This window comes from Enterobacter sp. A103 (genome assembly GCF_034427535.1).
Lineage (GTDB): Bacteria > Pseudomonadota > Gammaproteobacteria > Enterobacterales > Enterobacteriaceae > Enterobacter > Enterobacter asburiae_B.
Genome location: NZ_JAXQPQ010000008.1, coordinates 36,882 through 61,344, shown reverse-complemented (window position 1 = coordinate 61,344; position 24,463 = coordinate 36,882). Strand labels below are relative to the sequence as shown.

The 24,463-nt window shown below is 54.4% G+C and carries 19 protein-coding genes and 3 pseudogenes; 10 read left to right on the top strand and 12 right to left on the bottom strand.

What is annotated here, in order from left to right:
- The first annotated feature begins 2 nt into the window (after window positions 1-2).
- The 5 genes from SPH27_RS18365 (at window position 3) to aldB (ending at window position 6,920) form a co-directional block, all read left to right on the top strand.
- Window positions 3-1,139: an HlyD family secretion protein gene (locus SPH27_RS18365; protein ID WP_045887682.1), complete on the top strand. Its 1,137-nt coding sequence runs from the start codon at window positions 3-5 to the stop codon at window positions 1,137-1,139.
- Window positions 1,140-1,229: 90 nt separating this feature from the next.
- Window positions 1,230-1,838 carry a glutathione S-transferase gene (locus SPH27_RS18360; RefSeq protein ID WP_033147022.1) on the top strand — a complete coding sequence of 203 codons (609 nt, stop codon included), beginning with the start codon at window positions 1,230-1,232 and terminating at the stop codon, window positions 1,836-1,838.
- Window positions 1,839-2,066: 228 nt separating this feature from the next.
- Window positions 2,067-3,452 carry an L-seryl-tRNA(Sec) selenium transferase gene (selA, locus tag SPH27_RS18355; protein WP_182071949.1) on the top strand — a complete coding sequence of 462 codons (1,386 nt, stop codon included), beginning with the start codon at window positions 2,067-2,069 and terminating at the stop codon, window positions 3,450-3,452.
- Entirely contained in the window at window positions 3,449-5,296 is a 1,848-nt protein-coding gene (selB, locus tag SPH27_RS18350; protein ID WP_182071951.1) for a selenocysteine-specific translation elongation factor, read from the top strand. The genes selA and selB overlap by 4 nt, the downstream gene beginning before the upstream one ends.
- 85 nt (window positions 5,297-5,381) lie before the next feature.
- Window positions 5,382-6,920: an aldehyde dehydrogenase AldB gene (aldB, locus tag SPH27_RS18345; protein WP_023309928.1), complete on the top strand. Its 1,539-nt coding sequence runs from the start codon at window positions 5,382-5,384 to the stop codon at window positions 6,918-6,920.
- Here aldB and SPH27_RS18340 read toward each other — a convergent pair.
- Window positions 6,917-7,882: a LysR family transcriptional regulator gene (locus SPH27_RS18340; protein ID WP_182071953.1), complete on the bottom strand. Its 966-nt coding sequence runs from the start codon at window positions 7,880-7,882 to the stop codon at window positions 6,917-6,919. The genes aldB and SPH27_RS18340 overlap by 4 nt on opposite strands.
- A gap of 117 nt (window positions 7,883-7,999) precedes the next feature.
- On the opposite strand from SPH27_RS18340, the gene SPH27_RS18335 reads away from it, so the two are divergent.
- Together SPH27_RS18335 and SPH27_RS18330 are read left to right on the top strand one after the other, a co-directional pair.
- The gene (locus SPH27_RS18335; protein ID WP_182071955.1) at window positions 8,000-8,740 is read left to right on the top strand and encodes a MipA/OmpV family protein; all 741 of its coding nucleotides are present in this window, start codon (window positions 8,000-8,002) and stop codon (window positions 8,738-8,740) included.
- 288 nt (window positions 8,741-9,028) lie between these two features.
- Window positions 9,029-9,100 (top strand): annotated as a pseudogene (locus SPH27_RS18330) (type II toxin-antitoxin system HicB family antitoxin); the annotation flags it as partial.
- Window positions 9,101-9,135: 35 nt separating this feature from the next.
- Here SPH27_RS18330 and SPH27_RS18325 read toward each other — a convergent pair.
- Window positions 9,136-10,212, bottom strand: coding sequence for a type I restriction endonuclease (locus tag SPH27_RS18325; protein ID WP_033147017.1), 1,077 nt, complete (start codon window positions 10,210-10,212; stop codon window positions 9,136-9,138).
- Between the two features lie 173 nt (window positions 10,213-10,385).
- Window positions 10,386-10,508, bottom strand: a pseudogene (locus SPH27_RS23120) (hypothetical protein); the annotation flags it as partial.
- A 60-nt stretch (window positions 10,509-10,568) separates the two neighbouring features.
- On the opposite strand from SPH27_RS23120, the pseudogene SPH27_RS18320 reads away from it, so the two are divergent.
- Window positions 10,569-10,910: pseudogene (locus SPH27_RS18320) on the top strand (helix-turn-helix domain-containing protein); the annotation flags it as partial.
- Between the two features lie 93 nt (window positions 10,911-11,003).
- On the top strand, window positions 11,004-11,459 hold the full coding sequence (locus SPH27_RS18315; RefSeq protein ID WP_182071957.1) for a 4Fe-4S dicluster domain-containing protein: 456 nt from the start codon (window positions 11,004-11,006) through the stop codon (window positions 11,457-11,459).
- On the opposite strand, the gene SPH27_RS18310 is transcribed toward SPH27_RS18315, so the two are convergent.
- The 5 genes from SPH27_RS18310 to SPH27_RS18290 form a co-directional block, all read right to left on the bottom strand.
- On the bottom strand, window positions 11,443-13,161 hold the full coding sequence (locus SPH27_RS18310; RefSeq protein WP_182071959.1) for a ShlB/FhaC/HecB family hemolysin secretion/activation protein: 1,719 nt from the start codon (window positions 13,159-13,161) through the stop codon (window positions 11,443-11,445). The genes SPH27_RS18315 and SPH27_RS18310 overlap by 17 nt on opposite strands.
- A gap of 119 nt (window positions 13,162-13,280) precedes the next feature.
- Window positions 13,281-14,078: a collagen-like triple helix repeat-containing protein gene (locus SPH27_RS18305; protein WP_233476971.1), complete on the bottom strand. Its 798-nt coding sequence runs from the start codon at window positions 14,076-14,078 to the stop codon at window positions 13,281-13,283.
- The gene (locus tag SPH27_RS18300; protein WP_318155491.1) at window positions 14,075-14,245 is read right to left on the bottom strand and encodes a hypothetical protein; all 171 of its coding nucleotides are present in this window, start codon (window positions 14,243-14,245) and stop codon (window positions 14,075-14,077) included. Before SPH27_RS18300 ends, SPH27_RS18305 begins: the two co-directional genes overlap by 4 nt.
- 466 nt (window positions 14,246-14,711) lie before the next feature.
- Complete coding sequence (gene avtA, locus SPH27_RS18295) at window positions 14,712-15,968, bottom strand: valine--pyruvate transaminase (protein WP_182071963.1); 1,257 nt, start codon at window positions 15,966-15,968, stop codon at window positions 14,712-14,714.
- Between the two features lie 189 nt (window positions 15,969-16,157).
- The gene (locus SPH27_RS18290) at window positions 16,158-18,188 is read right to left on the bottom strand and encodes an alpha-amylase (protein WP_182071965.1); all 2,031 of its coding nucleotides are present in this window, start codon (window positions 18,186-18,188) and stop codon (window positions 16,158-16,160) included.
- Window positions 18,189-18,502: 314 nt separating this feature from the next.
- Here SPH27_RS18290 and SPH27_RS18285 point away from each other — a divergent pair, with 314 nt between their 5' ends.
- Window positions 18,503-19,327 carry a protein bax gene (locus tag SPH27_RS18285; RefSeq protein ID WP_182071967.1) on the top strand — a complete coding sequence of 275 codons (825 nt, stop codon included), beginning with the start codon at window positions 18,503-18,505 and terminating at the stop codon, window positions 19,325-19,327.
- A 39-nt stretch (window positions 19,328-19,366) separates the two neighbouring features.
- On the opposite strand, the gene xylR is transcribed toward SPH27_RS18285, so the two are convergent.
- From xylR to xylF, 4 genes are all read right to left on the bottom strand, one after another.
- A complete protein-coding gene (xylR, locus tag SPH27_RS18280) occupies window positions 19,367-20,545 on the bottom strand; it encodes a D-xylose utilization transcriptional activator XylR (RefSeq protein WP_021242460.1) in 1,179 nt (392 codons plus the stop codon).
- Window positions 20,546-20,578: 33 nt separating this feature from the next.
- A complete protein-coding gene (gene xylH / locus SPH27_RS18275) occupies window positions 20,579-21,760 on the bottom strand; it encodes a xylose ABC transporter permease XylH (RefSeq protein WP_047059745.1) in 1,182 nt (393 codons plus the stop codon).
- Window positions 21,738-23,279: a xylose ABC transporter ATP-binding protein gene (locus SPH27_RS18270; protein WP_096150905.1), complete on the bottom strand. Its 1,542-nt coding sequence runs from the start codon at window positions 23,277-23,279 to the stop codon at window positions 21,738-21,740. Before SPH27_RS18270 ends, xylH begins: the two co-directional genes overlap by 23 nt.
- Window positions 23,280-23,351: 72 nt before the next feature.
- A complete protein-coding gene (gene xylF / locus SPH27_RS18265; protein WP_032650791.1) occupies window positions 23,352-24,344 on the bottom strand; it encodes a D-xylose ABC transporter substrate-binding protein in 993 nt (330 codons plus the stop codon).
- Between the last annotated feature and the right edge of the window lie 119 nt (window positions 24,345-24,463).

Genomic DNA, 24,463 nt, shown 5'->3' with positions numbered 1-24,463 from the left:
TCATGGATCTGTTAATTATTTTGACCTATGTGGCATTTGCCTGGGTGATTTTTAAAATATTCCGTATTCCGGTAAACCAGTGGACGCTTGCCACCGCGACATTAGGCGGGGTGTTTATTGTTGCCGGGCTTATTCTGTTAATGAACTATAACCATCCGTACACCTTTACGGCGCAAAAGGCGGTTATTTCTATTCCAATTACGCCGCAGGTTACCGGGGTGGTCAGTGAAGTGACCGATAAAAATAACCAGCTTATTAAAAAAGGCGAAGTGTTATTTAAACTGGATCCGGGCCGCTACCAGGCACGCGTCGACAGACTCCAGGCCGACCTGGTGACCGCAACGCACAATATCGACAATCTGAAAGCGCAGCTTTCGGAAGCGGTCGCCAATACCACCCGCGTGTCGGCTGAACGCGATCGTCTGTTTAAAGATTATCAGCGCTACCTGAAAGGCAGCCAGGCAAAGGTGAATCCGTTTTCTGAAAGCGATATCGACAACGCGCGCCAAAATTATCTCGCACAGGATGCGATGGTGAAAGGCTCCGTTGCCGAACAGACGCAGATTCAAAGCCAGCTGGACAGCATGGTGAACGGCGAGCAGTCGCAGATTGCCTCCTTACGCGCGCAGCTTGCTGAAGCGAAATACAATCTGGATCAGACCGTGGTCCGTGCGCCAAGCGATGGCTACATCACCCAGGTGCTGATCCGTCCGGGGACGTACGCCGCCGCGCTGCCGCTGCGTCCGGTGATGGTCTTTATTCCTGAACAGAAGCGTCAGATCGTGGCCCAGTTCCGTCAGAACTCGCTGCTGCGTCTGAAGCCGGGCGATGAAGCGGAGGTGGTGTTTAACGCGCTGCCGGGCCAGGTGTTCTCCGGGAAGCTCACCGCGATTCTGCCGGTGGTGCCGGGAGGCTCCTATCAGGCGCAGGGCGCGCTGCAGTCGCTGACGGTGGTGCCGGGAACGGACGGCGTGTTGGGTACGATTGAGCTGGATCCGAATGCGGAAGTCGATGCGCTGCCAGACGGTATCTATGCCCAGGTGGCGGTCTACTCGGACCATTTCGCCCACGTCTCGGTGATGCGTAAAGTATTGCTGCGCATGACCAGCTGGATGCACTACCTCTACCTCGATCACTAATCCTTCCAGGGCAGGAATGCGACACGCATACCTGCCCTTTTTTCATCGCTTGATCCATACTGACTTTTTTCCGGCATCAAGGATCAGGCAATGAAACTCATCGGTAGCTACACCAGTCCCTTCGTGCGAAAAATCTCGATTCTCCTGCTGGAGAAAGGGATTGAATTTGAATTCATCAATGAACAGCCCTATAACGCTGAAAACGGCGTCGCGCAGTACAACCCGCTGGGGAAAGTCCCGGCGCTGGTGACGGACGAGGGTGAATACTGGTTCGATTCCCCTATTATTGCGGAGTATATCGAGCTGCTGGGCGTTGCCCCTGCAATGCTGCCGGCTGACCCAAAAGCGGCGCTGGCAGTGAAGCAAATTGAAGCCCTGGCCGATGGCATTATGGATGCGGCGTTAACCTCCGTGCGTGAACAGGCAAGGCCCGCCGCCCAGCAGTCGGAAACGGAACTGTTACGCCAGCGGGAAAAAATCAGCCGCAGCCTGGACAGGTGCGAACAGCTTATCCGGGAGGGAAAGATTCAAACCGACAGCCTGAACCTGGCAACTATCGCTATTGCCTGCGCCATCGGCTATCTCAACTTCCGCCGGGTTTCCCCTGGCTGGTGCGTCGACCGTCCGCTGCTGGTGAAACTGGCAGACACGCTTTTTAGCCGCGAGAGCTTTGCCCGGACAGAACCGCCAAAGGCTTGACGCGGGTTATACCCGTCATACTTCAAGCTGCATGTGCGTTGGCTTTCCTCGTTCACCCCAGTCACGTACTCATGTACGCTCCTGGGGATTCACTGCGTCGCCGCCTTCATGCAACTTGAATTATTTAGGGTATATAACACTTCGGCGTCGGAGGCGGTACAATCCCTCCACATGTTAACTCCCTCTCCCGTCGGGAGGGGGGAAGATATTTACTCGCCAGGCGCTTTCATGACTACTCATCATTCGCTGTACAGCCAGATCCCCGCTACCGACCGTCTCCTTCGCGAGCCCCGCATTCATGCTGCCGTTGAGCGTTTTGGCCATACCGCGACGGTGGAGATGTTACGCCTGCTTCAGGACGAAGCCCGATGCGCTATTCAGTCAGAAAACGCCTTGCCCGAATGGTGCGCGGCGTGGGAGCAGGAAGTTGAGCACCGGCTGGATGAGAAAGCGCAAAGCGCGTTACGCCCGGTGATTAACCTGACCGGTACCGTGCTGCATACCAACCTGGGCCGCGCGCAGCAGGCGGAAGAGGCTATCGCGGCGGTTGTGCAGGCCATGCGGGCGCCCGTGACGCTGGAGTACGATCTGGACGGCGCCGGACGCGGGCATCGTGACCGGGCGCTGGCGGACCTGCTGTGCCAGCTGACCGGCGCGGAAGATGCCTGCATTGTGAATAACAACGCCGCAGCGGTGCTGCTGATGCTGGCGGCCACCGCCAGCGGCAAAGAGGTGGTGGTTTCCCGCGGCGAGCTGGTGGAGATTGGCGGGGCGTTTCGTATTCCGGACGTGATGCGCCAGGCGGGCTGCACGCTGCATGAAGTGGGCACCACTAACCGTACCCATGCGAAAGATTATCGCGCGGCGGTGAATGAAAATACCGCCCTGCTGATGAAGGTTCACACCAGCAATTACCATATTGAAGGCTTCACCAAAACGGTTGAAGAGGGCGAGCTGGCGGCGATTGGCCGCGAACTGAATATTCCGGTGATTGCCGATCTCGGCAGCGGCTCGCTGGTGGATCTGAGCCTTTACGGGTTGCCGAAAGAGCCGATGCCGCAAGAGATGATTGCCGCAGGCGTCAGCCTGGTCAGCTTTTCCGGCGACAAGCTGCTTGGCGGGCCGCAGGCCGGAATTATCGTCGGCAAGCGCGAGCTGATTGCGAGGCTGCAGCAGCATCCGCTCAAGCGCGCCCTGCGAGCCGATAAAATGACGCTTGCCGCGCTGGAGGCGACGCTGCGGCTCTATCTCCATCCGGAGAAACTGGGCGACCGCCTGCCCACGCTGCGTCTGTTAACCCGCGATGCCGCCTCCATTCGCGCCCAGGCCGAATTACTGCTGCCGCGCATTGCCCCGCACTACCCCGATTTTGACGTTCGCATTGAACCCTGCCAGTCGCAGATTGGCAGCGGTTCGCTGCCGGTGGACAGGCTGCCGAGTGAAGCGCTCACGTTCACCCCGCGTGACGGGCGCGGCAGCCACCTTGAAGCCCTGTCGGCGCGCTGGCGTGGCCTGCCCGCGCCGGTTATCGGGCGGATTTACGATGGCCGAATGTGGCTGGATCTGCGCTGCCTTGAAGATGAAGAGCGATTTCTGGAGATGTTGTTGAAATGATTATTGCCACCGCCGGTCATGTCGACCACGGAAAAACCACGTTGCTGCAGGCGATTACCGGCATAAACGCCGACCGCCTGCCGGAAGAGAAAAAGCGCGGCATGACCATCGATCTGGGCTATGCCTACTGGCCCCAGCCTGACGGTCGCGTGCTGGGTTTTATTGATGTTCCGGGGCATGAAAAGTTTCTGTCCAACATGCTGGCGGGCGTGGGGGGTATCGATCATGCCCTGCTGGTGGTGGCCTGCGATGATGGCGTCATGGCGCAAACCCGTGAGCACCTGGCGATCCTGCAGCTGACCGGTAACCCGCAGCTGACCGTGGCGCTGACCAAAGCCGATCGCGTGGATGACGCTCGCGTCAGCGAAGTGCGCGAAGCGGTACAGGCGACCTTGCAGGAGTATGGTTTTGCCGATGCACCGCTTTTTGTCACCGTGGCGACAGAAGGGCGCGGTATCGATGAACTTCGCCACCACTTACAGCAGCTTTCGTCGCGTGACCACGCCAGCCATCACCGCTTCCGTCTGGCGATTGACCGGGCGTTTACCGTCAAAGGCGCGGGGCTGGTGGTGACCGGTACGGCGCTGAGCGGTGAAGTGAACGTAGGTGATACGCTCTGGCTGACGGGCGTTAACAAACCGATGCGCGTGCGCGGCCTGCATGCGCAAAACCAGCCCGCGGAGCGTGCTCATGCCGGGCAGCGGATCGCGCTGAACATTGCCGGGGATGCGGAAAAAGAGCAGCTTAACCGCGGCGACTGGCTGCTGGCCGATGCCCCACCTGAGCCGTCTGAACGCGTCATTGTCTCCCTGCAGACAAACGTGCCCCTGACCCAATGGCAGCCGCTGCATATTCACCACGCGGCCAGCCATATCACCGGACGCGTGTCGCTGCTGGAAAACGATCTTGCCGAACTGGTATTCGATTCACCGCTCTGGCTTGCAGACAACGATCGTCTGGTACTGCGTGATATTTCCGCGCGGGAAACGCTGGCCGGGGCGCGGGTGGTCGCGCTGAATCCACCGCGACGCGGCAAGCGTAAGCCTGAATATCTGCAGTGGCTGGCAGCGCTGGCGCAGGCCAGCGATGATAACGCCGCGCTGCGGGTGCATCTTGAGCGCGGTGCGGTGAGCCTGCGTGATTTTGCATGGGCACGCCAGCTGAGCGAGGAAGGGTTACGCCTGCTGGCCCAGCAGCCGGGCTTTATTCAGGCTGGAAACAGTCTGCTAAACGCCCCGGTTGCGGCACGCTGGCAGCGTAAGATACTGAACACGCTCGCAACGTACCATGAACAGCATCAGGATGAGCCTGGCCCGGGCCGTGAGCGTCTGCGGCGCATGGCGCTGCCGATGGAAGACGATGCGCTCGTGCTGGTGCTGATTGAAAACATGCGCGAAAGCGGGGCGATCAAAAGCCACCACGGCTGGCTGCATCTTCCGGATCACAAGGCCGGGTTCACCGCTGAGCAAGAGGCAGTATGGCAAAAAGTGGCCTCGCTGTTTGGCGATGAGCCGTGGTGGGTTCGCGATCTGGCCCGCGAAACGAATACCGACGAGCAGGTGATGCGTCAGGTATTGCGCCATGCGGCGCAGCAGGGGCTGATAGTCGCGATCGTGAAAGATCGTTATTACCGTAACGATCGTATTGTGGCGTTTGCGAACCTGATCCGCGAGCTGGATCAGGAGCGGGGCTCTACCTGCGCGGCCGATTTCCGCGACCGGCTGAACGTGGGCCGCAAGCTGGCGATTCAGATCCTGGAGTATTTCAACCGCATCGGCTTTACACGCCGTCGCGGTAACGATCATTTATTGCGCGATTCGTTATTATTTCCTGAAACTCCGTGACCCCCGTCGTAAAGCCGTTACCGGTTGGCGAGAAAATCGCCAGCCGGAACTACCCTTGATGTACACCAACAGCAAGGAGACGGTCATGACAAACAATCCTCCCTCATCGCGTATCCAGCCCGGCGAGTATGGTTTTCCCCTCAAGCTGAAGCCTCGTTATGACAACTTTATTGGCGGCGACTGGGTAGCCCCCGTCGACGGCGAATACTATTCCAACCTGACCCCCGTAACCGGCCAGCCGCTGTGCGAAATAGCCAGCTCTGGCAAGCGCGATATCGATCTGGCGCTGGATGCGGCGCACAAAGCGAAAGATAAATGGGGCCATACCTCCGTTCAGGACCGCGCGGCTATTTTGTTCAAAATCGCTGACCGGATGGAGCAGAATCTGGAGCTGCTGGCGACGGCGGAAACCTGGGATAACGGCAAGCCGATCCGGGAAACGATGGCTGCAGACGTGCCGCTGGCCATCGACCACTTCCGCTATTTTGCCTCCTGCATTCGCGCTCAGGAGGGTGGAATAAGTGAGGTAGACAGCGACACCGTGGCGTATCACTTCCACGAGCCGCTGGGCGTCGTCGGGCAAATCATTCCGTGGAACTTCCCGCTGCTGATGGCGAGCTGGAAAATGGCGCCCGCGCTGGCGGCAGGGAACTGCATTGTGCTGAAACCGGCGCGTCTGACCCCGCTCTCGGTGCTGCTGCTGATGGAAATCGTTGGCGATCTTCTGCCGCCGGGCGTGATTAACGTGGTCAACGGTGCGGGCGGTGAGATAGGGGAATATCTGGCTACCTCGAAACGGATCGCTAAAGTGGCGTTTACCGGGTCGACGGAAGTGGGCCAGCAGATTATGCAGTACGCCACGCAGAACATCATTCCGGTGACCCTGGAGCTGGGCGGGAAATCCCCGAACATCTTCTTCGCGGACGTGATGGAGGAAGAGGATGCCTTCTTCGATAAAGCCCTGGAAGGGTTTGCGCTGTTTGCGTTTAACCAGGGCGAAGTCTGCACCTGCCCAAGCCGCGCGCTGGTGCAGGAGTCCATCTATGAGCGCTTTATGGAGCGGGCCATTCGCCGCGTCGAGTCTATCCGCAGCGGTAACCCGCTCGATAACGTCACGCAGATGGGGGCGCAGGTCTCGCACGGACAGCTGGAAACCATCCTCAACTACATCGATATCGGCAAGAAAGAGGGGGCGGATATTCTGACCGGCGGTCGCCGTAAGGTGCTCGGCGGGGATCTGCAGGAAGGGTATTACCTGGAGCCGACGATCCTGTTCGGTCAGAACAACATGCGCGTCTTCCAGGAGGAAATTTTCGGACCGGTGCTGGCCGTAACCACCTTCAAAACGATGGAGGAGGCGCTGGAGATTGCCAACGACACGCCGTATGGCCTGGGAGCTGGCGTCTGGAGCCGCAACGGTAATCTGGCCTATAAAATGGGCAGAGGCATTCAGGCCGGGCGCGTCTGGACCAACTGCTACCACGCCTATCCTGCCCACGCTGCATTTGGCGGTTATAAGCAATCGGGTATCGGGCGTGAAACCCACAAGATGATGCTGGAGCATTATCAGCAAACGAAATGTTTGCTGGTCAGCTACTCCGATAAACCGCTGGGGCTATTCTAATCGCCCAGCTCAGGCCGTCCATGGGCGGCCTGAGCAATTTGCTGGCGCAGGCAGTTCAGAACGCCATCCAGAACGTATTGCACGCGCCAGGGCTGGTATTCGCGTTTGCGGAAGATGGCCGTCAGATCGAGCCACCACTCTTCCTGATGCGGGAAGCAGGGAACCAGCATCCCTTGCGTTAATTCTTTTTTCAGACTCTCTTTTGGCGCAAAAACAATCCCAAGATTATTTCTTGCCAGCTCCAGGGCCGTCTGCGTATTGTCGCAAATATAATTACCGGTCACCCGGTAGTCATGCACGCTATCACTGCCGTGCACGCGGAAACGCCAGATGTTTGCATCATCGATCAGCATGGAGTCAATGAGAATACAGGAGTGATTAATTAAACCTTCAGGTCCCGTTAAGGGGTGTTTATTTAAATATTCTACGGTAGCGAATGCCGTAACAGAATATTTTGTTAACACGCTGGCAACCAGACTTTCGTCTTTCGGCGGCGCATAGGTAATTAAAATGTCGCAGTCATCCGGAAAAGAAACGCCTTCTGAAAATTCATTCCGATCCAGGTTATAGGTTTTCAGGGAGATGCGGATGTCACCGATATCTTCTATCTGATGGATCACGTGGCGCGCGAGATAAGTTACGATACCTGTAGGGGCATAGATCGTGACCTTTCCGCGCTTTTCATGCTTATAATCAGCAATAAAATTAACGAGTTGACGGTTCTTATCCAGCGTGGCATCAATGTACGGGAGTAACGCTTCCCCAAACTGGGTCAGGGCCAGCTGGCGCGTGGTGCGCTCAAAAACCTTGAGCCCAACCCGCGTTTCAAAATCAGACAGATATTTACTGACATTGGCCTGCGCCATGCCCAGCAGGGCGGCGGCATCACCAATGCTGTGGGTGGCTGCGATGACGGAAATAATTTTTAACTCGCGCGGCTTTAGCTGTAATTTATTCATCATGCACACCCATCTATATGATTTTGTATATAATATTATATAAACCGCAGCGTTGCATTGGCAAATTTGTAACCATTATTATGCGCCTCGCTTGTTTGGCATTTTAATGGATTATATGTAATGACTATTAAATACAATTTACTCATCGCTGCCACGTTATTTGCAACATCCTCAGCAATGGCCGGTGACTTTTCACTAGGAGCGGGGGCTGTATTTAATGAGTCTCCTTACAAAGGCTATAACGAAAATACTACCGCAGTACCGTTAATTAGCTACGAAGGCGAGAGCTTTTATGTTCGCCAGACCACGGGCGGATGGATCCTGTGGAAAGACGCAAAAAATGAACTCAGCCTGACCGCATCGTGGATGCCGCTGCATTTCGATCCTGATGACAACGACGACCATCAGATGAAAAATCTTGATGAGCGTAAAGCCTCTGCCTTCCTCGGCGGCGCGTACTACCGCCACGAAAGCTGGGGCTCGCTGAAAGTGGCGGTCTCGGGCGATGCCACGGATGAAAGCGGCGGTATGATCGGCGAGGTTTCATACTTCCGTCCAATCAGGATGGAACGCCTGACCCTGACGCCCTCTGTCGGTATTTTCTATAGCGACGAAAGCTATAACGACTACTACTACGGCGTATCCGGCAGCGAGTCTCGCCGCTCAGGTCTGGATGAATACACAGCCGGTGACAGCTGGACACCATACGTTGGCCTGGCGGCCAAATATCAGTTAACCCAGAAGCTGTACCTGAACGCCAGCGCGGTCTACACCGTATTGCCTGACGACGTGAAGAACAGCCCGATGATCGACCGCGACGACAGCTTCGCGCTGATGACCGGCCTGACCTGGTGTTTCTGATGCGCTAAAGCCGGGTGGCGGCTTCGCCTTACCCGGCCTACATGGACTGCCATCGCAGTTTTACGTAGGCCCGTGCAGCGAAGCGCCGCAGGGCATATTTGAGAGTACCGATCTCCCGTTTTCCCTTCCCGTCATGGCTTCCACATTAATATTCCTGATACGCTAATGCGATCTGCGCCATCAATAAAGGTGTGCATCATGTGTATCATTCTTAAAGAAAATCAAACCTGGTACTCTCGTCCGGATTTGGCGACGGGCGGGAATTAAGCACGGATATCAGGAGTCGTTATGTTTTATCCGGCTTACATTCATTCTGACTTCGACGGTAGTGCCAGCGGCTTTTTCCCTGACGTTCCAGGCTGAGGCAGCACGTCGCGTGCTGCCTGGGTAAAAAATTAATTATATAGAGCTGCTGTCGCTTTCAGGATATCAGCAAAGGAATAGATATCATCGACTGTCGTTATAGGATGACGCGTTTCGTTTTTTTCTATGTCGAAAAGTCCGATGTATTTTTGCGTACGATTAAAATGCAATCGGCAAAGGGGTTTGCGGTTGTTGTCATCTACAAGAATACCAAAGTAACTTTTGGTATCTCTGTGAGTTATACGGGGTGCCTCCAGTACTGCTCTGGTGATTGCTTTAACAATATGATATCCCTCGAGCTCCTCTAGCGTTGTAACCACATCACTTTCATCTTTATGTTCGTCTTCCTCAATCTGTGATGACTCATTTGGAGTATCGATGATCGCTGGGGTTATGCCGGTAATAGCTGACTTAAGTCGCTCATTAACCTGATCATTTATGTACTGGCTTGCAGCTTTTTTGGTCAAGTTAAAAAAAGACTCTCTGACTTTTTGAGTCAAAATCCCATCATAAACTCGGGATGCAAAAAATTTCACAAAGTCATCTTCAGGATTATTTAGCTGAGAATGCAGGATTTTTTTGATTTGGCTGACATATTTTAATTCACCAGCAGCATTGATAATTGATTCTAAATCAAACGAAGACTTAGTTAATTTTTTTAGCTCAGGTATTATATTTTCGTCAATATCAAGAAGATCTACTTCCAAAAATGGTTTTTCATCCATTTTATTGGGAGCATCCAGATCTGTAAAAAATTTATAATTTTGTCCATTGGTGAGTATTGAAATTCTGGCGTTTGTTACATGAAAATACCTGAATAACTGCGAAGCATGATTTATATTTAATGGTTCGCCAATTTTCTTACACTCAATAAGTATCTGAACGTCATTATTTTTCATTATAGCATAATCGATTTTTTCGCCCTTTTTTGTACCAACATCACAGACAAATTCAGGTGTTACCTCTGAAGGATCAAAAACATCATAACCCAGAACGTTATGAATGAATGGCATTACAAATGCAGTTTTTGTTGCTTCTTCAGTATTAATTACATCAAGTTGTTGTTTTATTTTATTTGATAAGGCATTTAATCTTTCTGTGAATTCCATGGGATGTCCTTATTTTTAGCTGTGTGTCTTTATGGAATAACACTAAAATGCATGTCAGACAATGGTATACCTGAGCTGAACTGCTGTAAAAAAACAATACCGAGGGTTAGATCACATTGTCTTTCAGTCGATGATAATCCGTGAACTCGGCATCACTGAGCTTGATAAAAATATTATATATCCATAAAGGTGACATTATTCTTGTTTATGTTTATCCACCAAATCCGCATCTCTGCTACTCCCCTATTTGCCCAACTGAACCGGGGTATAAAGGTTAGCGTGCAGTGCTGGCGCTGGAGATGATTTTATAGCAGGTGTCGCTCTCTTCAGGGTATGAAGACAGCGCGTATCAGGCTGGTGCGGCGATGGCGTGGAAGGCGAAGCAGCTTATTCGCACGCAGTTTCATTTACCGCTTTCGACGTCGCAGCTGGCAAAAGCATTGCATTGCAATGCCGATTACCTGGGGCGCGTATTTCGCCGGACTTTCCAATTAACCCTGACGGAGGCGATACATCGCCAGCGCGTCAGGGCAGCGGAAAAGCTGTTGCTGGATGGCTCTGCGTCGCTTACCGAAGTGGCAAACCGCTGTGGTTTTAATGACGTGGGCTATTTTCGGCAAATATTTTCAAAGCATACGGGCTTAACACCTGCCGTCTGGAAACGGCGGTACTGTAAAGAGCATATTAATTCCGGCTGAGTGCCTCCTATTTGACCCATAACACCTTCGCTGAATCGGGCAGTATGTAAGATGTGTGCAGTACCGGTTTTTAATGCACGCGAGGCGTAACACATGAACCGATTTATCATGGCGGATGCGGAAAAATGCATTGGGTGCCGCACCTGCGAAGTGGCCTGCGCGGTGTCGCATCAGGGCGCCGTCTCCGCTAATGCCTTTTCGCCTCGCCTTCGGGTGGTTAAGGGGAGTTCATACACTACGGCTGTGGGTTGCCATCAGTGCGAGGATGCGCCGTGTGCTAACGTCTGTCCAACCCATGCCATCAGCCGTACGGCGGGAGCCTGGCTCGTTGAGCAGACGCGCTGCATTGGGTGCAAAAGCTGTGTGGTGGCATGTCCGTTTGGGGCGATGCAGGTGCGCCTGGAGGGAAATAAGCCGCAGGCGCTGAAATGTGATTTATGCCTGCATCGCGAAGGCGGACCGGCCTGCGTGGAGGCCTGTCCAACCCACGCGTTGCGCTGCGTTGCTCCTGTCAGTATTAGGGCTGAAAAGCTTACTGCATTTTATTGAAATTCCACGTGAACGTCAGACTGTAGCGCCAGTCCCTGTTGCGACTGTCTGTCGGAACATCCCCGACGGGTCTTGCCGCCTCAACCGTGACGCTATAGTGGCGCGTATCGCCTATCATCACCCCGGCAGCCACTGACCCGAGCCGCTGATGAGGCAAACCGGACGTGTTAAACCAGGTTTGCGCGGTATCGGCCAGGATATAGGGTTGGACGGTGGCAAGCCAGGTGCTCTCTTTTCGCATCTTGATATAGCGCAGTTCTACCTGCCCGCCGTAGCCGTAATCACCGCTTGCTTCACTGTCCTGATATCCACGGCCAAAGCGCTGGGCACCGAAGCTAACGCGTTCGGGCTCTGGCAATGTGTTATTTGACCAGTCTCCCTCCCAGGATGTTGATAGCCGCCATTTGTCGGCAAACAGCCAGGCAGCGTCCAGATAGCTTTTTGTGAGCGTAAAATTAATATCGGGTTTAGGGACTGAGACGATATCGGCACCCATCGCATCAATACCCTGTCGTACGTTGAGTCTGCCGCTGATGCTGGCAGTTGTGAATTGATGTGCACCATTGATACCCACTTCCAGCGCCGGATAACGCGCGTGTTGGTTGACGGAGTCCAGACTATAGGTTTTGCCCTGCAGTCTGGCCTGCAGGGCATAGTCATCCTGGCGGTCGGTATAATCAAAACCGCTAGTCAGATTAATTTGTGATTTTTGCGTCAGCAGCAATGGATAGCCAAACGTAACGCCGCCGTTGTATTGCGTTGTTTTTTGCTTCGAATCGACCTGAATATTATTGGGCAAAGAGAGCAGGGGGGAAAAATCTCGCGGATCTTCACGGTAATAGCTGCCTTTGATCTGCATCGTCAGCCCTTCATCGTTTAAAAACTGCTGCCAGTTCAGACCCACATAGTTTTTTCGCGTGTTGCTATCTAACGGTATAAGCGTAGCCACGCCAAGCTGATCGCCATAGCTTGTCAGGTTGCTGAGCGTCCCGTTCAGCATCATTAAATCTTGCCCTTTACGGGTGTCGATCGTGGAGGCGATATTCCAGCTCCGCTCCTCATTACCGGTTATCTGCATCGCCGCCGCGCCATAGATATTGGTTGGCAGCTGCGCGTTGGCCGTGACCGGAACGTTCGGGGTGCGGGTCATCAGCTGGCTATAGCGATCGAACGTATCCTGAGACAGCGGTTTTTCCGCCATGATTTTTTCTGACAAGCGTTTAAGGCGCGCGGCGATATTGGGGTTGTTACTGGTTATGTCGCTGTGCGCCACGTACCCTTCGACCAGGACAATTTTAATATTTCCCTGCTGGAAATTATTATCGGGCAGCCAGGCATAGGAGAGCGGAAAACCGTCGGCCTTGTAGCGCGCCGTAATATCATTTACCAGCCCCGTAAGCGTTTTTAGCGGCACGGTTTTTCCGGCGTAAGGCCTGAAGGGTTTAAGTAATTCCTGCAAGGGATAACGCGTGCCGCCAATAAACTGAATGTGATGAATGGTAATGGGCGTTTCAGGCGTCAGCGTTGACTGCGGTTTTTCTATTTTGACTTTCGGCTGTGGGACGGTCTCAGTCTGTTCTGGGGCAACGTTACGAGAAACTTGCGCCGGGTTATCAGGGTTAATAATAGAGGGCAGTGTATCGGCGCGGGCCATGCTCAACACAACCAGCCCCGTCAGCGAAAAAAGGAAATGGTTTTTCATCGCGCTATCCCTGTTCATCATTCCCGGTTAGGGGGAGTGTCGCTGTACGAAGCGCCCCTGAAGCAGGGGCGCAGAAAGGCAATAACCGTTTTACTGTTTTGGCGTCAGTAGACCGGTGGTTAACGTGTTGTTGTGCTGGCGGTAACGCCCGACGTCAGGGTATTGAGGGTTGTATTGACCGTCGCACCCAGGCTGTTGTTCGTGGCCGCCACATTTGCATTAGCTGTGAGAGAGCCCGATCCTCCTCCGGTCGTCGAGGTGGCGGGTTTCACTAGCGTACCGGTATCCGTCACCGTCTGGCCGACGTTTTGAACGACCTGACCTACGCCGCTAAGCCCGCTATTACTGCTGCTAACGTTGGTGCCTACGCCGCTCACGGTGTTTCCTACCTGCGTCAGCAGGCCGTTGACCGGAGTACCCAGACCTGTTGTGGTGCCCACGCTTTGCGTCACGCCTTGTACACCGCCCAGCGTCTTGTTCACCACAGTCGTGGTATCGGTCGTTACCTGAGCTACCGCAGGGCTACTGACCGTGTTGGTTAAACCTGTACCGGTGTTACTGACTAACTGCCCGGTACTGTTTACCACGCTGCCCGTCAGGCCTGTTACGCCGCTAACCGGTGTTCCCGATGTCGAACTTGCCAGGCCCGTGCCTACCGTAGAGACGGTATTGCCCAAGGAGGTGACCGACGTGGTCACGCCCTGAACCGTCGTACCAACACCGTTCGCGTTACCCGGATCGCCAATGCCGGAGGTGACGCCCGTCCCCACGGTAGCAACGGCGCTGCCAACACCGCTGACGGTGGTTGAAACGGTTGATGTGACAGGATTATTTGTCGGGATCTGGCTTCCCAGGCTGTCCACCGTAGAGCCGACGCTGGTCACCGTTTTACCGGCATCACCCAGCACAGTATTCACGCCTGCAGTGGTTGTGCCGCCACTGCCCGTTCCGGTCCCTCCGCTGCCGTTACCTCCGGTTCCCGTTCCTGAGCCTGAGCCCGTGCCTGTTCCTGAACCTGAGCCTGAGCCTGAGCCAGATCCGTTACTGCCTGAACCACCATTATTAGCTGTTGTGCCACTTCCATCACCCGAGCCGGTATTACTTCCGGTTGCGGGGTTATTTTTGGCTGTTGAGTGAGATCCGCCACCGCTTCCACTGCAGGCAGAAAGAGAGAACGCGAGCAGTACCGCAGCAGCAATTACGCTGATGCGACTAGCATTATTAGGTAGCATAAAAATACTCCACGCAATAGAACGCCGAGCGGCGTATTAGTGAGTATATGCACTATTTTAAAAATGCACACGGACGCGCTTCGAGGATATTTTCTTACCAGCGTTGCTTGTTTTAAATCTTATATAACAATGAGTTGATTAAATTATTATTTAACGTCTCCTTAATTATTTTTGAATTACTACAGTGCCATTAAAACAACAGGAATTATCCTAAATAATCCCTTTAAATAATAGGGAAATAAAGCTGAAGGATATATCCTTTATAAAATATATAGATCACGATAAAAATAAGGCTCTTCATCCGAAGAGCCTTAATATTTAACAATTGCCTTCGCGCCAGGCTTTTTCAATTTCTTCGGCGAGAATTTTAACACCCGCTTCGATTTTTTCCGGATCGGGTACGTAGTTCATGCGCATGCACTGGTGCGTATGCGGCCACGGCTTATCCAGTCCTGGGAAGAAAAAATCGCCCGGTACCATCAGAACGCCGCGCTTTTTCAGGCGCTGGTAGAGCAGTTCGGTGGTGACAGGCAAATCCTTAAACCACAGCCACAGGAAAATTGCTCCTTCAGGTTTGTGGATCAGGCAGCGTTCTTCCGGCAAATAGCGGCGAAGTATCGCAATCGTCTCCTGAACGCGCTGGTAATAGAATGGCTTGATCACATCATTCGACAGACGCAGCAGGTCGTTGCGCTTAATCATTTCGCACATCATCGCCGGGCCAATGCCGCCCGGTGAAAGGCTGATAATGCCGTTCATATTGGTAATGGCGGTGATGATTTTCTCGTTGGCGATGATGATGCCGCAGCGGCTGCCCGGCAGACCCAGCTTAGAGAGGCTCATGCACAGGACAATGTTCGGGTTCCACAGCGGACGTGCTTCGCTGAAGATAATGCCCGGGAACGGCACGCCGTAGGCGTTATCGATCACCAGCGGAATGCCGTGCTGATTCGCCAGCGCATCCAGCTTCATCAGTTCGTCGTCGGTGATCACGTTGCCCGTTGGGTTAGTCGGGCGCGATACGCAGATCATGCCCGTCTCTTCACCAATATGCAGGTGTTCAAAATCGACGTGATATTTGAACTGGCCTTCCGGCAGCAGCTCGATGTTCGGGCGCGCGGAGACGAACAGATCCTCTTCCAGGCCGGAATCAGCGTAGCCGATATACTCTGGTGCCAGCGGGAACAGCACTTTTTTGGTGGTGCCGTCGGCGCGACGCCCTGCGAACAGGTTAAACAAGTAGAAAAATGCGCTCTGACTGCCGTTTGTTAGTGCAATATTCTGTGGTTCGATATCCCAACCCAGCTCGTCACGCAGCATTTCGGCGAGGAGTGCCAGCAGTTCGGTTTTACCCTGCGGGCCGTCGTAATTGCAAAGCGCATCGGTTGCTTTGCCGCTTTCCAGCATCTGAGCGAGCAGCGTCTGGAAATAGGTATTCATCTCCGGGATTTGAGCCGGGTTTCCGCCGCCGAGCATGATTGCGCCCGGTGTGCGCAGCCCGTCGTTGAGATCCTCCATCAGGCGAGTAATGCCTGAATGGCGGGTAAATTTGTCGCCGAAAAGTGAAAACGTCATAGCAGGTGATCTGTCGAGCTTATTTTGAAAGTGGGTAACCATAACGCTAGCACCGTGCTGGTGCAAATCGGGTGATGTGGTCGGATTTGTTGTTTTATAGGGCGGAAGTGTATTTGTGTAGTGAATAGTTCTGGTGGGTTTCCCCTCACCCGACCCTCTCCCACAGGGAGAGGGAACTGGAATGTGCCGTTATTGATTACCTGCCCATACCACCATCACCTTATCGTCATTATGCTCGCGCACGAATCCATACCCCTCTTTCAGCGACAGCGTGGTTTGCTTGCCTTCACCGATCGCCGGGTGGCGGGCGCGGAACTGGCCCAGCGTTTGCCAGTGGGCGACGGTTAGGGCCTGCTTGCCCGTGACGTCCTGCCAGTTCATATCTGATCGGGTGCCCTGTAATGGGTCAGAACCTGTCGGCCCGAACGGACGCTCGGATTCATCACCGTAATAGATTTGTACGCTGCCGGGTGCCAGCAGAAGCAGCTCCGCCGCGCGCTGGCCCCCTTCGCGGAACAGACGCGTATCGTGTGATGAGAGATAGCTCAGCACGTTGAAGCTTTGCAGCTTTTCCGCCATCTGCTGCCAGGTGAGATCCATATCGGCCAGACAATCCACCGCTTTTGCCGCCTGCTCCTGATAGTCAAAGTTGATCATCGCATCAAAACCGTGGCGGTAATAATCGCTTTGCATCACCCCGTGGCCCCAGGATTCCCCGGTCATCCAGAACGGTGCGTTGTCGAGCTTTTTGTCCGGGTTCGCCCCTTTCCAGGCGGCCAGCGCCTGGCTTGCCTGGTCTTTCAGCTGTTGCCAGGCCGCAAGCTCAACGTGTTTAGCCGTATCCACCCGGAAACCGTCGATGCCGTAGTCACGTACCCACTGGCTGAGCCAGTGGGTCAGATAATCGCGCGGGGTATATCCCGGGATGGCCTTCGCGTGGGTGTCGGGCTTGTGTTGGTAAAAGTTAGGCAATCCGGAAGGCGTCGTGGATTCCGTTTTCAGATCCGGCAGAAATGCCAGCGACATGGTCAAATCGTCGAAGCCGGGGTTGTCGTAATCGCCGATGTCCGTGCGGATCCATTTTTTGCCCCACCATTTCTCCCATGCGGCTTTGTCGCTAAAGTTGATGTAGTCGTTAAAGCTGTGCCAGCTTTGGCCCGCGCCCGGCTTCCAGTCCGTCCAGCGTTCTCCCAGCGTCTTTTTCAGCTCATCACCCTGAAGGTACAGGGCGCCAAACTGAAATTCCTGCATGTCTGCCAGCGTGGCATAACCAACGTGGTTCATGACGATATCGAACAGAACGCGGATCCCGCGCTTGTGCGCTTCGTCGACAAGATGGCGTAAATCATCTTCGGTTCCCATGTTGGCGTCGAGCTTCGTCCAGTCCTGGGTGTAGTAGCCGTGATAGGCGTAATGCGGGAAATCACCTTTGGTGCCACCGCCTACCCAGCCGTGGATCTGCTCAAGCGGGGAGCTTATCCAGAGCGCGTTCACTCCCAGCTGCTGTAAATAATCGAGCTTGCCGGTAAGTCCTCTGAGATCCCCGCCGTGGAAGGTGCCAATCTCCTGCATACCGTCTTTGTGGCGACCGTAGCTGTTGTCGTTGCCCGGGTCACCATTCACATAACGGTCGGTCAGCACAAAATAGACGGTGGCGTTTTGCCAGCTAAACGGCGCGGGCTTGTCGGTTTCGGCGCGCTCAAGCAGCAGCAGGCCGTTACTGTGGGCGGCTGGCTGCAGGGTGATTTTTCCATTCTGCACCGTCGCCGTCTGTTTACTGTAGTAGTCGCGCACGACGGAGCCTTCCGGGAAGGTACTGCTAACGTCCAGCGTCAGCGGTTTGCCGTCCCACTTCGGACACTGGCGGATGACGTTTGCAACCGGCTGTTCTATGGCACTCTGAATCGTCAGCAGCAGGGTGGGCGTGCCGGAGCGGGTATCAATCCGTATCTGGTAGTCACCGTCGCGGAAAAGACGCCACTGCGGCGGCGTGCCGTCACAGGGCTTGAGCGACAGCATCTCATTGAGTTTTATCGCGTCCGCAGGCTGCCAGCACGTCTTGTCAAAACTCAGCGTCAGAGGACGCGTACCCTTCGCAAGCTTTGCCTGGCTGGTGAAGACCCCGGTGCCTTCGGCGCTAAATGCGCTAAACCCCGGCGATGACCAGTCGGCATGCGCCAGTGCGGGTAACATCAGAAAGGCTAATGCGGTACGTTTCATTCCTTTTTCCTGTCGCGGCATTTTTGACCAGTGTGCCATCAGGCGAGGGGCAAAAACTCATCCCCTGTCGCTTTCTGCCAGGAGGAAGCGTGAGGATGAGTGATCTCGCGCAAAATTAGGTAGTTATCTGCGATAGCGCACACAGTTTTTGTGGAATGATGTTTTTATGAGCAAGTTTCAGGTGACATAGTTTCGGAATTGGACTATTTCTATACGTGCTCTTGAAGTCTATTTTTGATATGATTTGAGATTCCGCTCTCAAATTTGTGAAAAAAATAAGGTGTTGGGATGATTACATCCGACCAGGAGACCTAATGATATCGACTCCCATTCGACGATATGGGGCTGCGATACTCATGTTACTCACCACGGCATTTTCGGGTGAGGTGCTTGCGAAGACGCACACGGATACAACGAGTAAGAAAGCCCACGTAATAAAGACGACAAGTAGTAAGGTTAGCAGTAAACAAGAGTATTCTCGCAATAGTGCAAAGAGTAGTTCACTTCCTGATTTGCGAAAATACCCTTCCGGAACACCAAGGAAAAAAGCGTTTCTCCGGACGGTAATGCCTTACATCACGAGTCAAAATGCCGCGATTGCTGCGGATCGTAACTGGCTGATTTCCAAGCAGTACGATAGCCGCTGGTCGCCGTCAGAGCGCGCGCGTCTGAAAGATATCACGAAGCGCTATAAGCTGAGCTGGAACGGTAACACGCGTCGTGTGCCGTGGAATGCTCTCCTTGAGCGTGTGGATATCATCCCGGGCAGCATGGTTGCGACCATGGCTGCTGCCGAAAGCGGCTGGGGTACTTCTAAGCTTGCGCGTAGCAACAACAACCTTTTCGGCATGAAATGTGTGAAAGGTCGTTGTAACAATGCACCTGGCAAGGTGAAAGGCTATTCGCAGTTTGAATCTGTGAAAGATTCCGTCAGCGCCTATGTGGTGAATCTGAACACGCATCCTGCCTACTCATCGTTCCGTAAATCACGCGCTCAGCTGCGTAAAGCGGACCAGGAAGTGACGGCCAGTACGATGATCCACAAGCTGAAAGGTTATTCGACAAAGGGACAGAGCTATAACAACTATCTGTTCGCCATGTACCAGGATAACCAGCGCTTAATCGCCGCCCATATGTAATCTCAAAAAAACGCCTTCCACTGGAAGGCGTTTTCTTTTCTATATCAGCACCTCGCTATGGCGATCCCGATACTCCTTCGGCGTGGTGTCATACTCCTTGCGGAACACCGAATAGAAGTATTGCAGAGACGGGTAACCGCACATCTGCGAGATTTCGTTGATCGACAGCGACGTGGAAATGAGCAGGCTGCGTGCTTTCTCCAGCTTTTCAGCATGGATGACGGCATGAATGGTTTCGCCCACCTCTTCTTTAAAACGCTTCTCCAGATTCGAACGCGAAATGCCCACCGAATCCAGCACCTGATCGACCTTTATCCCTTTGCAGGCGTGGTTGCGAATGTAGTGCATGGCCTGAATGACGGCCGGGTCGCTTAAGGAGCGATAATCGGTTGAGCGACGTTCCACGACGCGGACAGGAGGCACGAGCAAACGCTGAAGCGGCAGAGATTCTTTATCGAGCAGACGATGCAGCAGCTTCGCCGCCTGATAGCCCATCTGACGCGTGCCCTGAGCAACGGAGGAGAGCGCCACGCGAGACAGATAGCGGGTCAGTTCTTCGTTATCAATGCCAATCACGCACAGCTTTTCGGGCACCGGAATGTGTAAATGTTCGCAGACCTGCAGCACGTGCCGCGCGCGAGCGTCCGTCACGGCGATAATACCGGTTTGCGGCGGCAGCGTTTGCAGCCAGTCCGCCAGGCGGTTTTGCGCGTGCTGCCAGTTTTCCGGCGCGGTCTCCAGCCCCTGATAGACCACGCCACGGTATTTCTCCTGCGCGACCAGCTGGCAAAACGCGTGCTCGCGTTCTACGGCCCAGCGCTTGCCGCTGGTGGCTGGTAACCCATAAAACGCGAAGCGATGGACGCCTTTCTCTTTTAAATGAAGAAAGGCGGCCTCGACCAGAGCATGGTTATCGGTGGCAATATAGTGGACCGGCGGATAGTGTTCGGGCGAATGGTAGGAGCCGCCGACGCCCACAATCGGGACGTCGACGTCGGTCAGCAGCTGTTCGATGACGGGATCGTCATAATCGGCGATGACGCCATCGCCCAGCCAGTCTTTAATGTTCTCCAGACGGGTGCGAAAATCTTCTTCAATAAAAATATCCCATTCGGATTGCGACGCCTGCAAATATTCACCAACGCCTTCCACCACCTGACGGTCGTAGGCCTTATTGGCATTGAATAACAACGTAATGCGGTGACGCTTTTCAAACATGGCTCACTTCCCAATTAAGTCACAATACGGTTATCAGGCCCGTCGCTTGGTGGCCGAATCCATCCAGACTGCCAGTAAAAGAATGGCCCCCTTGACGATATACTGCCAAAACGTCGGGACGTCCATCATACTCATCCCGTTATCCAACGACGCCATGATAAATGCCCCCATGACCGCGCCCGCCACGCTCCCGATACCCCCTGCGAGGCTGGTGCCGCCAATGACGCAGGCGGCGATAGCATCCAGCTCGGCGATGTTACCGGCGGAGGGAGAACCGGCGCCCAGACGCGAGCTGAGGATCAGCCCGGCGATAGCGACCATCAGGCCGTTAATGGCGAAAACTGCCAGCTTGGTACGTTCGACATTGATACCTGAGAGGCGGGCAGCTTCAAGGTTGCCGCCTATGGCATAAATACGGCGGCCAAACGCGGTGCGCGTCGCCATAAACATACCGGCCAGCAGTAAAAGCGCCAGCAGCAGGACGGGTGTCGGGACACCGCGATAGTCGTTTAAAAGCCAGATGGCGCCCAGCACAATGACCGCCGTGAGCGCCTGACGCCCCACTACCGACGTTGACGCTGGAGAAGCCAGCCCCAGCGCCTGACGGCGCATGCGTCCACGCCACTGCCACGCGACAAACCCCAGCAACCCCACCACACCGATGATAAAGCCCACGCTATCTGAGAGGTAACTCTGGCCAATCTGCGACATGGCTGCACTGGTCGGGGAGACGGTGGTACCGTTAGTGATGCCGATTAAGATCCCGCGAAAGGCCAGCATCCCCGCCAGGGTGACAATGAACGATGGCACCTTACGGTAGGCAACCCACCAGCCGTTCCAGGCTCCAAGTACCAGACCCAGCACCAGCGTGACCGCCACGGTCAGCGGCAGCGGCCAGCCGAGCCAGACGTCAAAAATCGCCGCCACGCCGCCGAGGAGACCCATCATCGACCCGACCGACAGGTCGATCTCCGCGGAGATAATCACGAACACCATGCCCACGGCCAGGATGCCGGTGATGGCGGTCTGGCGGAGCAGGTTGGAGACGTTACGCGCGCTTAAGTACGAGCCATCGGTCATCCAGGTAAAGAACAGCATGATGACGATAATGGCCGCGATCATCACGAAAACCTGCAGGTTAAGCGCTTTTAAGCCCGCGAACGCACCGGGCGTCGGAACAGCGACTTTGATATCAGACGGATTGCTTTTCGACATGACGTTCGCTCCTTAAAGCGGCTTCCATCACCTGCTCCTGCGTCAGGTTCTGGTTAATCAGGTTGGCTTTCAGTTTTCCCTCATGCATGACCAGCACGCGGTCGCTCAGTCCGAGCACTTCGGGTAATTCAGACGAAATGACAATGACGGCAATCCCTTGCTGTACAAGCTGATTAATCAGTTTGTAGATTTCATATTTGGCACCGATATCAATCCCGCGCGTTGGCTCATCAAGAATTAATATGCGTGGATTGAGAAGCAGGCAGCGCGCCAGAATCGCCTTCTGCTGGTTTCCCCCGCTCAGACGGCCAATAGCCAGTTCCGGCGAGGAGGTTTTGACCTTCAGCCGGGCAAGCGACTGGAGGATGCACTGCTGCTCGGCGGCGTCGTCCAGGCTGCTCAGCGCGCCGGAGAACCGATCGAGTGCCGCAAGCGTAATGTTTTTACCCACCGCCATCACCGGTACGATGCCGTCTTTCTTACGATCTTCCGGCACCATGGCAATGCCGTGGGCAATCGCCTGCTGGCAGTTGTCGATTTTCACCGGCTGGCCGTCGATATAAAGCGTGCCCTCCCAGCGCCCCGGCCACACGCCAAACAGGCACTGTACGGCTTCGGTGCGCCCGGCACCGACGAGGCCGGCAATCCCAAGAATTTCACCGCTGTGAAGAGAAAACGAGACGTTATTGACGCGCTTGATGTGGCGGTTAACGGGGTGCCACGCGGTCAAGTTTTCCACGCGCAGCACTTCATCGCCCTTAGCGTGAGGCTCATTCGGGTAGAGCGCCGTCAGCTCGCGGCCCACCATCATGGTGATGATGTCATCTTCGCTCATCCCGGTGGCTTCACGTGTGCCGATGTGCTGCCCGTCGCGGATCACGCAGATGGTGTCCGAAATGGCTTTGACCTCGTTCAGCTTGTGCGAAATGTAGATACAGGCGATGCCGTGGTTTTGCAGATCGCGGATGATGTTGAGCAGAACCGCGGTTTCCTGTTCGGTGAGCGAGGCCGTTGGCTCATCAAGGATCAGCAGCCTGACCTGTTTATTTAGCGCCTTCGCTATTTCGACCAGCTGCTGTTGACCCAGGCCCAGATCCCCCACGCGGGTATCCGGTGAAATGTTGAGGCTCACCTGCGCCAGCAGCTTTTCGCAGCGGAGCGTCATGGTGTCGTAATCCAGCACGCCGCGGTGGGAAATTTCGGCCCCGAGGAAGATGTTCTCCAGCACGGTGAGATGCTTCACCAGCGCCAGCTCCTGGTGGATGATGGCGATGCCTTTGCGTTCGGTATCGCGGATGTGTGTCGCCTGAATCACTTCACCGGCAAAGACGATTTCGCCTTCGTAGCTGCCGTGTGGGTAGATCCCGCACAGCACTTTCATCAGCGTCGACTTGCCCGAGCCGTTCTCGCCGCACAGTGAAACCACTTCGCCGGGGTTCAACCGGAGGCTAACGTTATCGACGGCTTTCACCGTGCCGAAGCGCTTGGTGATGCTTTTCATTTCAAGTAAATAGGGCATAACCGCTCCACATAACCCGAGGGAAGAACAGTACAACGTGATGCGCCCCCGCAGAGCAGGGGCCGCGCCGGATTACAGTTCGCTCTTCTTGTGGAAACCGTCTTTAACCACGGTGGCGTCAATGTTCTCTTTATTGACTTCAATCGGCGTGAGCAGGCGAGCCGGAACGTCTTTCAGGCCGTTATTCAGCGTTGCGTCTGCTTTAGGTTGTTTGCCATTACCCAGCTCCACGGCGATTTCCGCCGCCGTATTGGCCAGCTGGGTAATCGGTTTGTAGACCGTCATGGTTTGGGTGCCTGCGATAATGCGTTTTACGCCAGCGAGATCGGCATCCTGTCCTGAAATGGCGACTTTTCCGGCCAGCCCCTGTGCGCTCAGGGCCTGGATAGCACCGCCTGCAGTGGCATCGTTGGAGGCCACAACCGCATCAATTTTGTTGTTGTTGGCCGTCAGCGCGTTTTCCATAATTTTCAGCGCGTTTTCTGGCAGCCAGCCGTCGGCCCACTGATCGCCAACCACTTTAATTTTCCCGTTGTCGATGTACGGTTTAAGGACTTTCATTTGCCCTTCGCGGAACAGTTTGGCGTTGTTATCTACCGGAGAGCCGCCCATCAGGAAATAATTGCCCTGAGGCACTTTGTCGATCAGGCTTTGCGCCTGTAATTCCCCGACTTTTTCATTGTCGAACGAAATATAATAATCAATATCCGCATTATTAATCATACGGTCATAGGCCAGGACTTTTATGCCTTCCTGTTTGGCTTCTTTCACCACGTTACTTAATACCTGGCCGTTATAGGGGATAATGACCAGAACATCGACGCCACGGTTGATCATATTCTCGATCTGCGACATTTGTGTTTCTTCGTTGCCGTTAGCCGACTGAACAAACACGCTTGCGCCGAGAGATTCTGCTTTCTTCACAAAAATATCGCGATCTTTTTGCCAGCGCTCCAGGCGCAGGTCGTCAATCGCCATGCCAATTTTGACCTCTTTGGCATGTCCTGCAAAGCTTGCAAGGAGGAGCGTAGTGCAGAGCGTTAGAGTCAGGTTCTTTATCTTCATAATTATTAGGCCTTTTTGTAGGGGTATGTGTTGCTGAGATAAAAGAAACATTCACTGCTGAGACGCAGCAAATTTTTAACGCGGAAAGGCGGGCTGGCAATTACAGATTTTTATCTTCT